14 protein-coding genes and 2 pseudogenes are annotated in these 15,965 nt (G+C 35.3%); all 16 read right to left on the bottom strand.

The window, feature by feature from the left end; all coding sequences use genetic code 11:
• Positions 1-29: 29 nt before the first annotated feature.
• Positions 30-983: a glycosyltransferase family 2 protein gene (locus ULO1_RS10600; protein WP_079933562.1), complete on the bottom strand. Its 954-nt coding sequence runs from the start codon at positions 981-983 to the stop codon at positions 30-32.
• Between the two features lie 129 nt (positions 984-1,112).
• Entirely contained in the window at positions 1,113-1,457 is a 345-nt protein-coding gene (locus tag ULO1_RS10595; protein ID WP_079933561.1) for an EamA family transporter, read from the bottom strand.
• A 93-nt stretch (positions 1,458-1,550) separates the two neighbouring features.
• On the bottom strand, positions 1,551-1,898 hold the full coding sequence (locus tag ULO1_RS10590; RefSeq protein ID WP_079933560.1) for a DUF2304 domain-containing protein: 348 nt from the start codon (positions 1,896-1,898) through the stop codon (positions 1,551-1,553).
• Positions 1,895-2,632: a glycosyltransferase family 2 protein gene (locus tag ULO1_RS10585; RefSeq protein ID WP_307167973.1), complete on the bottom strand. Its 738-nt coding sequence runs from the start codon at positions 2,630-2,632 to the stop codon at positions 1,895-1,897. Before ULO1_RS10585 ends, ULO1_RS10590 begins: the two co-directional genes overlap by 4 nt.
• Positions 2,633-2,667: 35 nt before the next feature.
• A complete protein-coding gene (locus ULO1_RS10580) occupies positions 2,668-4,494 on the bottom strand; it encodes a glycosyltransferase family 39 protein (protein WP_079933558.1) in 1,827 nt (608 codons plus the stop codon).
• Between the two features lie 77 nt (positions 4,495-4,571).
• Positions 4,572-5,561: a glycosyltransferase family 2 protein gene (locus tag ULO1_RS10575; RefSeq protein WP_079933557.1), complete on the bottom strand. Its 990-nt coding sequence runs from the start codon at positions 5,559-5,561 to the stop codon at positions 4,572-4,574.
• An 8-nt stretch (positions 5,562-5,569) separates the two neighbouring features.
• The gene (locus ULO1_RS10570; protein WP_159446890.1) at positions 5,570-6,685 is read right to left on the bottom strand and encodes a glycosyltransferase; all 1,116 of its coding nucleotides are present in this window, start codon (positions 6,683-6,685) and stop codon (positions 5,570-5,572) included.
• A 19-nt stretch (positions 6,686-6,704) separates the two neighbouring features.
• On the bottom strand, positions 6,705-9,884 hold the full coding sequence (locus ULO1_RS10565; protein ID WP_159446889.1) for a glycosyltransferase: 3,180 nt from the start codon (positions 9,882-9,884) through the stop codon (positions 6,705-6,707).
• Positions 9,885-9,899: 15 nt separating this feature from the next.
• Positions 9,900-10,619 (bottom strand): ABC transporter ATP-binding protein, encoded by a 720-nt coding sequence (locus tag ULO1_RS10560; protein WP_079933554.1) that lies wholly within the window; start codon positions 10,617-10,619, stop codon positions 9,900-9,902.
• 30 nt (positions 10,620-10,649) lie between these two features.
• Positions 10,650-11,504, bottom strand: coding sequence for an ABC transporter permease (locus tag ULO1_RS10555; RefSeq protein WP_143325447.1), 855 nt, complete (start codon positions 11,502-11,504; stop codon positions 10,650-10,652).
• Positions 11,465-12,427 (bottom strand): dTDP-glucose 4,6-dehydratase, encoded by a 963-nt coding sequence (rfbB, locus tag ULO1_RS10550; protein WP_278308227.1) that lies wholly within the window; start codon positions 12,425-12,427, stop codon positions 11,465-11,467. The genes ULO1_RS10555 and rfbB overlap by 40 nt, the downstream gene beginning before the upstream one ends.
• Before the next feature lie 10 nt (positions 12,428-12,437).
• A complete protein-coding gene (locus ULO1_RS10545) occupies positions 12,438-12,899 on the bottom strand; it encodes a dTDP-4-dehydrorhamnose 3,5-epimerase family protein (RefSeq protein WP_079933551.1) in 462 nt (153 codons plus the stop codon).
• A gap of 12 nt (positions 12,900-12,911) precedes the next feature.
• Complete coding sequence (locus ULO1_RS10540) at positions 12,912-13,634, bottom strand: sugar phosphate nucleotidyltransferase (protein ID WP_079933550.1); 723 nt, start codon at positions 13,632-13,634, stop codon at positions 12,912-12,914.
• A gap of 1 nt (position 13,635) precedes the next feature.
• Positions 13,636-14,496 (bottom strand): dTDP-4-dehydrorhamnose reductase, encoded by an 861-nt coding sequence (gene rfbD, locus ULO1_RS10535; protein WP_079933549.1) that lies wholly within the window; start codon positions 14,494-14,496, stop codon positions 13,636-13,638.
• A gap of 314 nt (positions 14,497-14,810) precedes the next feature.
• Positions 14,811-15,029: pseudogene (locus ULO1_RS10530) on the bottom strand (group II intron maturase-specific domain-containing protein); the annotation flags it as partial.
• Positions 15,030-15,311: 282 nt separating this feature from the next.
• Positions 15,312-15,859 (bottom strand): annotated as a pseudogene (locus ULO1_RS10525) (reverse transcriptase domain-containing protein); the annotation flags it as partial.
• Between the last annotated feature and the right edge of the window lie 106 nt (positions 15,860-15,965).

Raw genomic sequence — 15,965 nt, 5'->3', positions numbered from 1 at the left:
TTTGTCCTCCCATTAAACAGGTTTACTTTTCATTCAAACCATTTTTCAATTTCTCTGGGGATGACTTTCCTTCTGCTCTGAATAATCTTGCGTTTTCTCCAGGTTAGGGGAAGCAACTTAAAAATTTGTACCCAGCCTTTTAACAAATATGGTCTTCTGAATAGGGCATATATAATAGCTGCAAATTCATAAAGCAAGAACTGTGGAAGGGCGCGTAATATACTCATCAATGTATCATTTTTAAATAGCATAAGATATCTGTTTTTGTAAGAATGAATTTGAACAAAACGAGGAACTTGATCTCTTCCGTTTTCCTTCCAACCTCTGACATGGTAGGCAACTGCTTTAGGATTATAATAAGCTTTCCACCCTCGCAATTGGGCACGCCAGGCTAAATCTACATCTTCTTTATAGGCAAAGAATGATTCATCAAAATATTCGTCCAAAACCTTGATATCTTCAAGCATTTCCCGGCGATAAAGAACAGCAGCACCACTACAGCCAAAGACATATCCCGGCTCATCATACTGGCCTCTGTCCTCTTCGCCTTGTCCCCGGTCAAAGGCCCGGCGATTTTTTTTCATGATAAGGCCGGTTGAGTCAATGATGTTGGTAAGTTGGCCATCTGGAGTCATACGGAGAAGTTTGCCGCAAACCATGCCGATGGAGGGGTTTTGTTGTATCGTGTTTACTAATTCTTTAAGAAAGTTTGGGGCTAATTGGATATCAGGGTTCAATATGAAAATATAGTCGGCTTTTTGCTCTCTTAGTCCCTGATTGTGAGCTGCCGCATAACCAAGGTTAATGGTATTTTGTTTAAAAGCTATATCATGAAACTTTTTAATTAGCTCAACAGTATTATCATGTGAAGCATTATCAATGATATTAACTGAGTAATCCTTCAATATTTGTTTATTAACAGATTGTAGGCAGTTGGTGATTATTCTCTGATTATTAAAAGTAATAATCTGAATATGAATCATATTAGGAATACCTCTACTATTATAGAGACTTTATTAGTATCTATAGTTGCTGTTCCTTAATTGCCAATATAACCCCAAATACATTAACTGTCCAGACCCATTTCTCCAACTTTACGTCCACATTTTTATCTACTTTCTAGCAAGCATTACTACTCCTAAACAAATTAAACAGACTCCAATTAATTTAGAAGCAGTTAAATTCTCTTTAAAAATAGTCAATCCGGCCATCAATGCAAAAATATAGGATATACTTTGTAAAGGATAGACATAACTTAGCTCTCCTTTGTTTAATATATAAAGCCAAAGTCCAGTAGCAAATACATATATAGCAATGCCTAATATTATAAAGGGATTCAAGAAGAGCTTTAATAACTGTGAAACACTATTAATCTCTTTTCCTATTACTCCCAATTTCCACATTATTTGCCCGATAACCATAAACATTGAGTTTAAAATCGTTAGAAAAATTATCAACTCTTCTACCACCTTCATGTCAAAATTTATACCATTAATTCACCTTTATCTAAGAAGCAAACATTTATATTGTCGTTTATAAAATATTAAATTTTAACCATCTTTTCTTTTCTCAATTTCATGTCTTAAAATCCCAATTTCTTGGGTTAACCTAACTATTCGCTCTGATTGTCTTGATACCACCAATGAGAGATGAAGAATCAGAAAGAGACAAACCAATATTCCGAATAAGAAAAGCAAAGAAGGAGGATACATTACATTCAATACTCTGGCCATGAAATCTAACCAAACGGAATTTGTTGATAAAATAATCATAATGCTACCAAAAAACAACCAGAGCAATGCATATTGTTCTTTGAGAAGTTTTTTACGAATTAAATCAAATATTATTATCATAAAAATAACACTAATTGTAAATGAAAAAATCAAAATATTTTTCATAGTGTCATCCTTTCGTACCTAATAGCTCTAACTAATAAAGATAAGCTAACCTTAATCATATAATATACTGAACGTAAAGGTGTTATAGATGAACTACCCGCTATCCTCTGCTCCATTTCAACCGAAACTTCTTTAATATTTAATCCATACATCTTAGCTACAACCAAAGAATCAACTTCAGGATAATCAGTAGAATATTCCTTTGCAAATAGTTTAATTACCTTCCGATTTGCAGCTCTAAATCCAGAAGTAGTATCCTTAAAAACTTGCTTCGTTATTAAGCTAACTAAAGCAGATAAGATAATCATTCCAACTCTACGACTAAATGTTGATTTGTATTGGGTCTTTTTTACATATCTCGAGCCTATTACTAGGTCTGCCTCTTTTTCTACAATCGGTTTAAGTATCTTATGTAGTTCTTCAGGCTTATGTTGTCCATCTGCGTCTATTTGAATTGCAATCTCATATTTGTTATATAATGCATACAGATAACCAGTTTGCACAGCTCCTCCAATTCCCAAATTTTGTGGGAGTCTAATAACTTTAGCTCCGGCCTGAAAAGCGATATCAGCAGTATTATCATTTGAGCCATCATCGATAACCAGAATTGTAAACTCAGGATATATTTTTAATATTTTTTTAACAACAATTCCTATACTTTTTTCTTCGTTATAAGCAGGAATAATAACAATCGTTTTAGGAAAAAAACTCATAGCAAACACCTTTCTAGTCAAATTATTACTTCAATAAATATATTACTTACTAACTATCAATGTAGAGAAAACACCTTAACATACTCATTTTCATATTCTAACAAAAAATGACTTTGAAAAAATTCATCACTGGGTAAAGAAATATTTTTGGTTCTTTGAAGATTTACGACAAAATATTTAACATTTAACTTTTTTAATGTATTATATAAAGCCTGTCCCGAATTAATACTATTAAGTATTTGCGAGTATCTTCCTGGTCCAAACCAATCCCCTATAAAAGTCCCTTTATAAAAATAGTTCATATTTTCGTCAAGTAACGCATAAATAGTTGATTTTTCTTGCGAGTTAAGATATTTATATGCCGGATATGTCGGTAGCAACCTAGATAAATATTCATCTCTATCTTCAGAAGTAACCGGCAAATCTCCCATGTTGTTTAATTCCCTTTGTAAATATGGTAAAGAAATATTAAACAAAAGTATAGCAGAAATAAGGTATGCTGCAATATCTTTAATTTTGGCTCTAGAGAAAACTTTACTTATCCAATAATCTGTTGCCCAGCCAAAAGTAATACACGCAAGAGGCCAAATAATTAATAAGTATCTAGGTATCTGAGCCGAATAGAACCAAATTACTAAATAACTAACCCATATTAAAAATATAGATAAAATGTATTTTCCTTTTTGTGGAACACTTAAAAATAGAATTAGCCCGAAAAAGAAAATAGGTGTAAATGGGGCCTCAATTAAAAAGCGGTCCCAATGAAATGACAATTCATGAGGTATATCTAAGAGGTTAACAATGTTTTTCTGAAGACCATGAGAGTAAAGAAGATCCTGAATTTGTCCGTTATAGTCGTCTTTGGTCCATATCTTTCCTAAACCAAATACTTTGCTAAAAAACGGGAAAAAAGGATTCCCTGAATAAAAATAATTTCGTAGAAACCAAGGTAAAGATATTATTAAACCTACCATTCCGTATTTAAATCCCAGTTTAATTGCTTCTCTAAATCCACCAACTTTTAAATAATGACTAAATAATAGTAATATAAACAAAGTAATTACAATAAGTGCAGAATATTTAGTTCCCACTGCAAATCCAAAAAATACAGCTGATAAGTAAGCCCATCCAATATCAGTTTCTTTTAAAAATATGAATCCAGAAAAACAAGCAGCTACAGTAAATAGAGTAAGGTTTATATCAACATAGCCAATAGAAGCTAAACGAAGGACTAATGGTGCTGATAACCAGAAAGTAACACTAATAATTCCAACACCTCTGTTAAAAAAATGGGATGAAAAGGAATAAATACCAATAACAACCAATAAATTAGCAACCCACGAAATTGACTGAGCTGCAATATCATCTGCAATTAAAAGCATCACTGAAAATAATAATTCTGTATTCTGATTAAATACAGGATATCTTAAATATGGTGTGTAAACGAGAGCATGAGAATTTGCATAGATTTTCGCTGCTGCTAAATGACTACTTATTGAATCCCAAGCGGTAGGTGGATACAAAAAGAAAATAAAAATTGGGTAAATTATAAAAAGTAATCCTAAAATAATTAAACTATCTTTAATACAGTCTTTTCTGGACAAAAATATACTTCTTAAATTTATGTTACTTTTAGAAAGGTTTTTTATAAAAATAACAATATTAATAAAATAAATAACTTCTTTATATAATAATCCAATTAAACCAAGGACAAACAGTATAATTGCCCAAATACCAATACCTAGTGAAGTTGAAAAAAAGAACAGTTCCAGATCCGTTTTAAAATTAAATTTTTTTAGAAAAATAAATCCTAAAAGAAATGATGAAACTAACAAACCAATGATAATTAAATAATGCTTTATAATAAACCATGTCAATTCCACTTAATCTCCCCCATAAAAAGTTTAAAATGAATAAGTAAGTATTAAAAAAATGTATATTATGCATATCACTCTTATAATTATGGCCATTTTTCCTCTAATCCATATTTCAATCTACTAAACCTAAATTGACATGTTAGTATAAACCCTTGACACATAATAATTAGCCCTTTATAAAAATTCAGTTGTTTGGTATAGTGAACTGAAACGTCAGCCTTAATCCCATCAATTAAACCTTTAAGATAACATTTACCAAGACTAATTTTTATAAAGGCAAATTTTATAACTAGTACTATATTACTTAAAAAAATCAAGGGTACAAGTATAAGCAAGAGAGATTTTGGTAGATTTTTCTTTAAGGTTAAAACAGAATTTCGTCCCGTATAATATAAATTAAACTTATTATACCTTCCACCCGTTGTAGCACTACCTATGTGGTAAACTACTGCTTTAGGAACAAATACGCACTTTAGTCCTTTAGCCGCAGCCCTTAAATTTAAATCCACATCCTCATAATAACAGAAGAAAGATTCGTCAAATAAGCCAACCTTATCAAAAAACTCTTTACGGTAAATCGCTGCACCTGCACAAGCTCCAAATACTTCCTTCAAACTATCATATTGCCCACAATCTCTTAAACCATAGCCAAGCTTAATCGCTTGACCTGATAATGTGTACACATCGCAAACAGAATCAATTACAGCCTCATTACCAAACTGTAACATCTTACAGGAACAAAAGCTGACTTCAGGATCGATATCAAGAGCATAAACTAACTCTTTTAACCAATCTTGATCAACAAATGTATCATTATTTAATAAAGCTATATACTCACCTCTTGCATTCTCAATACCTCGATTGACTGCATAAGCAAAACCATAATTTTTGTCAAGGCATATAATTTGTACCCAAGGAAATTCCTTTTTGGTCATTAAGACACTATCATCCGTAGAACCATTATCAACCAGGATTGTTTCGAAGTCAGTAAAAGTCTGAGTCACTAAAGAACTTAAACATTGACGTAAGAACTTTCCACCATTCCAATTCGGAATAACAATTGTTACTTTCATAACTCACCTTAATTCATTTTAGAAAGTATGATCTCTATCTCCTCAAATCGTTTTTCCCAGGAATTATCCCTTGCAAAATTTACTCTTTCTTTTATCTTTTCCTGAGAAAAACTGTTAGCAGACAGAAACCTTTTAATGTTAGCCTCAAAACCCTCATAATTTTCCGATGTCCGGCAAAGATGATCCGGACAGGGACTTGGTATACCAATTGAAACCACAGGTTTCCCCGCAGCTAAATATTCCCATATTTTAACCGGGTTAACATATTTTGTTAACTCATTCTTTTTAAAAGGGATTATTGCTATATCAAATTCTCTCATAAATGAAGCCAATTCATAATAATTCACTGGACCAATAAATTTAACATTTTTCATTTTAGATCTATACTTAATTCCCTGATTTATTGGCCCAATCAACCTAATATCCCACTGTGGATTTCTAATAGCTAGAAATTCAATCAAATCTAAATCAACCCACGCTCCTATATTACCAACAAAACCTATAACGGGGTTTTCAATATTTGGTGTGTCATATTTTATTGCAGGTAAAAAGTTTTCAACTTCCACACCATTCAGTATTAAAAATACATCACTACTACGGTTATATCTTTCCTTTATTTTAGAATATAACTCTTGGGAAGAAGTAATAATGACATCAGCACATACCACTAATTTTTTTTCTAGATTTTCGAAGTTCCTTTTCTCTCTTCCTACAAAAAACTCAGGATAATTGTCCATACAGTCAAAAACTATATGGTTACTTTTCAAATTACCAACTACATCCGCCCAGATCGGACTAGTTACCCATAAAATATCAATTTTCTCATTAATCATGCCCCTAAAAAACAGAGAAAATATTGTTGCATTAAACTTATTTATAAGCCTAATTTTATTGGAAAACGGACATAAAAGAGGCGGGTCGATAATTATTACCCCTTCTGAACTAAAAACTTTTGGAAAAACTCCCCTTTTAATTTTCCCTTGAATCACTGTAAATGGTGATACTATAGGATTAAAATAAATAACCTTATTTTTCCTTGCAAGCATAACAGCAAAGTGTTGAGGTCGCTGCCTAATATCGTTCCAAGCGGTTACTCCTAGAATTATGATTGTTTTGCCTTCCATCATCAAGTCACCTTATCACTTAGCGATAAGAATGTGGTTTCCATTTTATTTTCCACTTTTCTTCAAACCTTCGCTTGTTTTTCTCAAAAATTTCTTTATAACGTTGTTCTTCCAATTTCCCAAATGAGGCCCCGCCAAAATGATGAACAAAGGCATCCTCAGCACAAACTACCCTGTATCCAGCTAACTTTACTCGGTGAGAATAATCATCGTCTTCAAACATACCTAATTCAAAGCTCTCGTCTAAAAATCCTACTTTTTCAAAAACTTCTCTCCGCATTACCACGCAATACATAGCTAACATAGGTATATCAAAAATAATGCCTTTATTTTTTGAACAATGCTTCCATGCAAATTCATTTACTTCGGAAGGACTCTTATAGTCAACCTCTATCTTTGCTTGGTTACCAATAGAATTGGTAACTGGTCCTACGAGTCCAACATCTTCTCTCTTTGCATGCTGGACAAGGGCGTCCAACCATCCTCTTGAAACAATGGTATCATTATTTAGCAATACTAAAAACTCCCCTTTAGCAATTTTAAGCCCTTGATTGTTAGCTTTTGCAAAACCATAATTTTTTTCATTTAAGATAACCGTTACCCTAGCATCGGTAGCCTCCAATCCTTTTAAGTATTCTTTTGTACCATCATTTGAATTATTGTCAATTATTATAATCTCAAAATTAGGGTAGAGTGTATTAGCAAAAATACTATCAATACACTGCTTAGTGAGACTTAGATTATTAAAGGTAACAATTATAATACTTACCAGTGGATATAGCTTAGACATCTCCTGTTCCATTAATTCACATCGTTTTTCCCATGTATTCTCCTTTGCTAAAGAAATTCGTTTCTCTTTTATAACAATATCTTTTTCTTTTATAGCAAGCTCAAGCATTTTATCAAACTCTTCTTTATTATCTGCCAGATAAACAAGTTCTGCATATGGCTCAAGTTCCGGTAGTTTTATTGAAACAACTGGTTTTCCCATCGCAATATATTCAAAAAACTTAACCGGATTTGTAGCTAAAGTCAACTCATTAATCTTAAAAGGTATTGTTGCTACATCAAACCAGCTTAAATACATTGGCAATTCAGCGTAAGGTTTTTCACCCAATAGAAAAACATTTTTTAATCCTTTCAGTGGCTCAATGTCGGCTCCAAAAGTGCTCCCTATTAACAAAAAATTCCAGTCCAAATGTTTTGTCGCCGAATACCTGATAATTTCAACATCAAACCAATCAGAAATTGCTCCATAATAACCAACTACAGGTCCACTTAAATAATCCGGTTTTTGGGTATCAGGCGGATTAGAAAAATGCTTAAAATCACCAGCATTAGGGATTAGAATTGTATGTCTGTTTTCTGTTCTTTTATCGTTAAACAACTTTTTGGAAGTCGTTATTACTAAGTCCGCTTTCTGTGTCAGTTCTCGTTCTGTTCTCAACATTATATCATCGTTTGTTGAAAACCCACTGTGTTGATCCATGCAATCATAAATAACCTTCCACCCAAATTCTTCTTTTAGACTAAAAGCTAATTTCCCCCAAAAGGGAAGATCTACTATACTACATGCCATTAATATACCAAATCTTTTTCTTAACTCAAAGATTGATTTCTTAAGCATATTTAGATTTATATCGTCAATGCTATCCTTATAAATATTAAGATTACGTACAAGAGATAGTTTGACTTCCCAAACATTATTCCTAATCTCTCTAATTTCTAATTTAGGTTCATCTTTTTCTTTAGCTAGATTAAATGTAGTAGTAAAGTAAAAAATTCTATATCCCTTATCAGCAAAGTGGGTCATTAATTGCTGTGGTCTTTGATAGCGAAAACCCCAGTCTATAATTGGAAAACACAAGATATCATACTTCCATATATGATAAGGATTATTTTCTAACGGTACTTCTAAACCTACATTTACCTGCTCATTATTTTTTTTTATAGCGACCTCAGATTTTTTTTTAAACAATTCTAATAATCCATATTTGCATTTGCGATATAGAGTTAGAGCTTTCCAAGCACGAGAATTATAGATTGATTTTAATGTATCCTCCAACAGCTTTTTTTCCTGTGTAACATGGGCAACTTCCGTTTCTAATTTAGTTTCAATAATATTTTTTTCTTCAATGATTTCAGCAAGACGTACCTTTACTTTATTAAGTTCTTCTGCGAGAACTTTAATTTCGTTTTCTTTTTTAAACAAATCATACTGGCTACTGGTTAGTTGCACCCTGAGTTCACCTAACTCCTTTTGTAGCGCCAAATTTTGTTTCCTTTCGTTTTCCAAATCAATGTACAATCGTTCCAAAATAAAGTTATTTAAAGTGTCTTGGAGTTCTTTGATTTTTTCATTTAACGAATTTATTCCCATTTTCTTTGTCCTTTTTTCACTTAAACCTAGGCCTAGTTTCTTTTTAAGCAATAATACGTCCCCTCCTGCCAAAGACAGCCAACTATCATTGTTCTTATGTCCAATCGTTACTAATAAATAACTAAGACTTGATATTAATGCCTCATCATTTCTTAGCTCTTGAGACCAATGCCTGATTAATTCCCCGAATCCTTCTGGAATTTGGTCTAACCTGTTAATCCAGCTAATACCCAAATCATAACCTAAATACCCTTCTATAATAGACTTTGAGAAGCCTGCTTGTCTAAAAAGCTTTTTTAAAGAGGATTTTGGAGTTTCTTTTCCATATTCCCATTTATCTTGACTCTCAAGATACCACTTAGCCAATCTATAAAAAACACATGATGCATTGGGCACAGCAACTACTACAAACTTCCTACTAACCCTTCGCATTTCACGAAGAGCAGCTACTATTTCCACGTCATCAAAATGTTCTAGCACACCACTATTCCAAACTATATCAAAACTTTCATCAGGAAAAGGCAAATTAAATAAATCGCCTTTAACAAAATTCCCTTTACAATTATTATTTTCAAATAAAAGTTTGCTTAAATTTAATGCGACATCTGAAGCATCAAGTAAAGTACACTCATATCCGTTTTGTGCTAAAGCAGCTGAAATCTCTCCACTTCCACTGCCCACCTCTAAAAGACAAGCTCCTTCAGAAACTAGACTTTTAAAAAGATATATAAATTCACACGCTAACGGAGAAGGTACCGGTATCAATTTGGGATCCCAGCTAGCAAATACATTATCCCAAACAGTGGTATTATCGTTCACATCCAAACCTCCCATTTATCCCAACATGCGATATTTTTTTATTATTTCCGATGCAGTTCCAACGTCTTCAACTTGTCCTTGCTTTAATAAAACAGCTAAATCACAAAAAGCTTCTACTAAATCAGCAGAGTGAGAGACAATAATAATTGTTTTACCTTTAGCTTTATATTCATTAATTTTTTCTAAACACTTTTTTTGAAAAGCTTCATCACCTACAGCCAGAACTTCATCTACTAGTAAAATATCTGGGTCAACATTTACCGCAATAGCAAAAGCTAACCGCATATACATTCCAGATGAATAATTTCTAACCGGAGTATCTATAAAGTCTTCCAGTTCAGAAAAATCAATAATATCCTGCATTTTATTTGTGATTTCTTTATTAGATAATCCTAAAATTGAGCCATTAAGAAAAATATTTTCTCTGCCCGTAAAATCACTTTGAAAACCTGCACCTAATTCCAAAAGAGCCGAAACCTTTCCATTAACTTCTATGAACCCCTCAGTTGGTTTTAGTATTCTAGCAATAATTTTAAGTAACGTACTTTTCCCAGATCCGTTTTTACCTACTAATCCTACAGTCTTTCCTTTAGGAATATTAATATTGATATTTTTTAGCGCCCAAAACTCTTCATATTGATTGTTCCTTCGTATCAAAAATTCTTTCAATGAATATGTTCTCTGTTGATACAACTTAAATTTCTTTGAAATACCTACTATCTTTACTGCATACATTACCTATCATCGCCTCATTAAGTATTTATTTTATACATACTCGGCAAACAGCCATTTAAGTTTATTAAAAACATAGTACCCTGCTAGAAAAACGAATCCTGCCAAAAACAACGAAGTTAATAAATTACTAACACTTGGCCATTTACCAAAATATAAAATATCTGTATAATTAGTAATAATCAACGTCATAGGATTTATTAAAAACATAAATTTATAATCTTTAGGTACCATTGACAAAGGAAAAATAATTGGTGTTATATAAAACCAGGCAAAAAATATTACGTTTGCCAAATGTTCAATATCACGAAAAAACGTGTTAAGTGCAGCTAGAAGCATTCCAAGACCGGCTGTAAAAAAGAATTGTATAATGATTACGATTGGTAAAAAAAACACAGAATAGTTTATGCTTTTTCCAAAAAAGAGTAAGAATAATAAAAATACAATAAAACTTAATAACATATTTATTAGATTTGCTATAGTTATGGATAAAGGTATTACCTCTCTAGGAAAGTAAACCTTTTTAATAAGATTTGCGTTATAAACTATTGAAGATACACAGTTCAAAACTGACATTTGAAAAAAAGTCCATGGTAAAAAATTGCCTAAGAAAAATATAGGAAAATCTTCAATCCCAATTCGTATTATTGTAGTAAATACGATTGAATAAATTGTCATCATTAACAAAGGATTCATAAAGGACCACAAAAAACCTAAAACTGACCCTTTATATTTTAAGCTAAGTTCTTTTTTCGTTAAATTCAGTAAAAGACCTCTATATTCATACAGTTCACGAATCTCGGAAATAAAGCTAACATGCGCTCCAAATCTAATTCGTTTTTCCTTGATTAAATTTTTTCCCACCATTTCCTGTTCTCCAGATACCACTTTATAGTCTCCTTTACTCCCTGCTCAAAAGTATACTCAGGCTGCCAGCCCAGTTCTGTTTTAATCTTGCTGGCATCAATAGCATAACGTCTGTCATGCCCTAATCTATCCTGAACAAACTTAATCAAACTTTCCGGTTTGTTTAATTCCCGGAGAATCAACCTGGTAATCTCAATATTCGTCATTTCATTGTTGCCGCCAATATTATAAACTTCACCTATTCTACCCTTTTGCAAAACCATATCAATCGCCCTGCAATGATCCTCCACATGTAACCAATCTCTTATATTCATTCCATCGCCATAAACCGGCAGATATTCATCTGCAAGTGCCCTCTTAATGAAAAAAGGAACAAGTTTCTCTGGATACTGATAGGGTCCATAATTATTTGAGCACCTGGTTATCAGTACCGGTAAACCGTAGGTTTCATGGTACGCTCTAACCAGTAGGTCAGCAGCAGCTTTACTGGCCGAATAAGGGCTGTTCGGCGCCAAGGGTGTTTCCTCAGTAAAATAACCGGTCGGTCCCAGGGATCCATACACCTCATCTGTAGATATTTGCAAATATTTTTCTATCCCGTGTTTTTTAGCAGCATCCAACAGCACCTGGGTACCCATAACATTTGTCTTTATAAAAATTGAAGGATCCTCAATGCTGCGGTCAACATGGGATTCAGCAGCAAAATTAACAATATAATCAACCTCTGCTGCTAACTGGTTGACTACAATGGGGTCTGCAATATCTCCTTTCACAAACCGATAATTCGGATTATCTTCTATATCTCTTAAGTTTTCCAAATTACCCGCGTATGTTAGTTTATCTAGATTGACTATCCGGACTTCAGGGTATTTTTTTAGCATATATCTTATAAAATTTGAACCAATAAAACCCGCTCCTCCGGTAACTAAAATTCTTTTATTCACCATTATCCTCCTATCTGTTTTTCGTTGTCCAATCAAAACCTATTTCCGGGTCATTCCAGGCAATCCGGAATTCATCCGGGTTATTTCGGTCATATGATTCCGTAGTAAAATAAACTATGACAGCAGGTTCATTCCCCAAAACCCGATAGCCATGAGCTACTCCCTTGGGTATTGTTAGCAAGATGGGATTGTGCTCTCCCATATAAAAGACATTCGTCATTTTGTAGGTAGGAGAATCCTGACGCAGGTCATATAATACGACTTGCGCATTGCCAACAGGAAAAAACCATAAATCATCTTGTTTTTTATGATAATGAAACGCCTTGATTACACCTGGATAGGTTAAAGACATGGACGCTTGTCCAAACCTGGTTAAAAGCTCGTCATCGTCCCTTAAAATTTCCATAAAAAAACCACGATCATCAACATGTTTAATCAGTTTTTTTACCTTTACTCCGGCAATTGTATCCATATTAACCCCCACTTACAAATCTAATTCAATTGTGGCTGCCAGTTGATTAGCCCTATAAAAAGATTCAAAAGTCCCGGCATCAGTCCACCAGCCCTCTAAAATATCATAAGTCAGACTATTACTTGCGATATAAGCATTGTTAACATCGGTAATCTCCAGTTCTCCCCTGGCAGAAGGCTTAAGGGTTTTGATGATCTCAAAAACATGGTGATCATACATATAAATACCTGTTACCGCATAATTGCTTTTGGGGTTTTTGGGTTTTTCTTCAATACCGATGATTTTTCCGTCCTTAAGTTCTGCTACACCAAATCTATGAGGGTCTGGCACCTCTTTTAGCAGGATTTTGGCTCCCTTTCCTTGCCGCCGGAAGTTTTCGGCATACTTGCTAATATTCATTTCAAAAATATTGTCACCAAGAATCACGATACATTGATTGTGTCCGACAAATTCCTCACAGAGACCAAGAGCCTGAGCTATTCCTCCCGCCTGATCCTGGATCCGGTAAGTAAAGCGCAAACCCATTTCGGCACCACTGCCTAACAGGTTGACAATACTGCCGGCATGTTCTTTGCCAGTAATGATCATGATGTCTTCAATCCCGCACTCTTGTAAACGTTTGATTGGATAATACAGCATGGGATAATTGCCTACCGGCAATAAATGCTTATTTGTTACCTTTGTTAGCGGATACAGTCTAGAGCCAGTACCTCCTGCCAAAATTATACCTTTCATTTCAATCCCCCATTAATTTGATTTCATTAAGAAACTCTTTCAAAGCCTGCTGCCATTCTCTCAATGGTTTTACTCCATTTAAAGGCCCCAGGTTATTTGCCAAAACTGAATAATGCGGCCGTGGTGCCGGTCGATTTAATTCATGACTTTTGATGGGTCTTACGTCTTTTTCTATCCCAGCAATTTTCAGTATTTCTCTGGCAAATTCATACCAGGTGCAACTACCACTGTTGGTAAAATGGTAAACTCCATAAGAGCCCGGTTGTTCAAGCAATTCTGCTATTGCAGCAGCTAAATCTTTTGTATAAGTAGGACACCCTGTCTGGTCGTCAACAACTGTAAGATATTCTCGTTCAGCAGCCAGGCGTAAAATAGTTTTAACGAAATTGTTTCCATTTTTACCATATAGCCAGGCGGTGCGTACTATATAGTAGCGATTGGTCAGGGTTTTTACCAATTCTTCTCCTGCCAGTTTGGATTTGCCATAAACACCAAGAGGATTAGTCGGACTGTATTCATCATACGGTTGAGTGCCCTTGCCATCGAAAACATAATCAGTACTGATTTGAACCAGTGCAGCTCCTATTTGCTGACATACCACTGACAAATTACGAGGACCCAGAGCATTTACCCGGTATGCTTCTTCCTGATTCGTTTCGCAATTATCAACCTGGGTGTATGCTGCCGCATTTATAACTACTGCAGGTTTAATTTTCTTCAAAACCTCATCCACCCGCAGATATTGGGCTATATCCAATTGTTCCCGGCTCAATCCGTATACATCCCATTGTGATTGCAGGACAGAGCACAGATCTTGCCCTAACATTCCTGCCGCTCCGGTTATTATAACTTTTGCTTTCATTATTTTCACCTTTTCATTGAGTCTTTTTATCGCCTCCACAAGGCAAGCAAGCCAGCATGTAACCAAGATAGATATGTTTATAAATCTTGTTATTCGACATCAAAACAGAAAGTCCTTCTTATTATCCTATTGTTTGCTAATGATTACATTTTTCTGTAATCGAGTAGGAGGGGGTGATTGATCCCCGTCTTCTCACACCACCGTACGTACCGTTCGGTATACGGCGGTTCACCAAGCTTGACGAATGCGATGATAACGCTCAGTTAAACTCTTTAGGCCCTGACTTTGCCAGTAGGTATTGTTCAAGGCATTGTTTATTGCTGCGACATACGCAAGTAGCCTTTACGGGCATTGGCCATCCTATGGACAACCCTCTCAGGCAAGCCCAAGGCTCGCAGTTCACGGTATCGGGTTCGGACACGTTTCCATTGTTTCCAGACACACATCCGTAGCCTTCGCCTTAGCCATCCCTCGATTTCCTGGAATATGCTTGGCGTTTCTGCCAGCGCATAGTAGCCTATCCAGCCTCCAAGGAGGCATTGATGCTCTTGAACGGTCCGAAACCCTCTTGGCCTTGCTTCGAGAAGTTATCAACTTCTTCTCCAGGAACGATTTGCATTCCCAAAAACCCGTTCTCCGGTTCGCTTGCTTTGAACATAGAAGTTACAGTAAGTAGCCCTGGGGAGTCTTATACCCAGGCCCTCTCAGAACCGGACGTGACCCTCTCAGCTCATCTGACTCCCATTATCCGCCCCGGGAAGAATCCCCATTTGCCAGTGGATAAACAAATTTAGGTTCCCTTCTGCAATTTTGACCGTGCCATCAGGCATTTGAAACGGTGCCTTGAGCCATCTCTGAATATAGAGGACGACCCACAGATTGTCGGTGTGCCTGCGGATTGCCTTCATCAGCAATTCGCGGTCGATATTGTCAAACAGCCCCCTGATGTCAAAATCCAGTACCCAGTCGTACCTCCAGCACCGCTGCCGTGTGACAGCTAGGGCATCAGCAGCCGATTTCCCCGGTTGGTATCCATAGGAGGCCGCGTCAAAGTAGGGTTCAACTTATGGCTCGAAGTAAATTATCGCCACCATCTGCGCCATCCGATCGGCCACTGTGTGGGCACGCCAAGTATGCGAGTACCCCCACTTTTCTTCGGAATTTTCACTGCTTTAACCGGTGGAGGGAAATAGCTGCCGGAAGACATTCTGTTCCAAATCTTATAGAGGTTGTTCTTCAAATCTGCCTCAAACGCTTCCAGACTTTCATAATCAATTCCAGCAGCGCCCTTGTTAGCTTTTACTCTCTGGAATGCCTCCAGTACAATTAACTTGGAGATTTCATAAGGCTTTGTTTTGCTCATTGGTTCCTCCCTTGCGGTTGACCGCTGTTCAAAACCGGATAATACAATCCCTTCGCTTCACACCCATTACGGGAGCTTCATCACTACTGCGGATTGTTCCGCCCCT

It is taken from the genome of Carboxydocella sp. ULO1 (assembly GCF_002049255.1).
Classification (GTDB): domain Bacteria; phylum Bacillota.
This window is presented reverse-complemented; position numbering and strand designations above follow the sequence as displayed.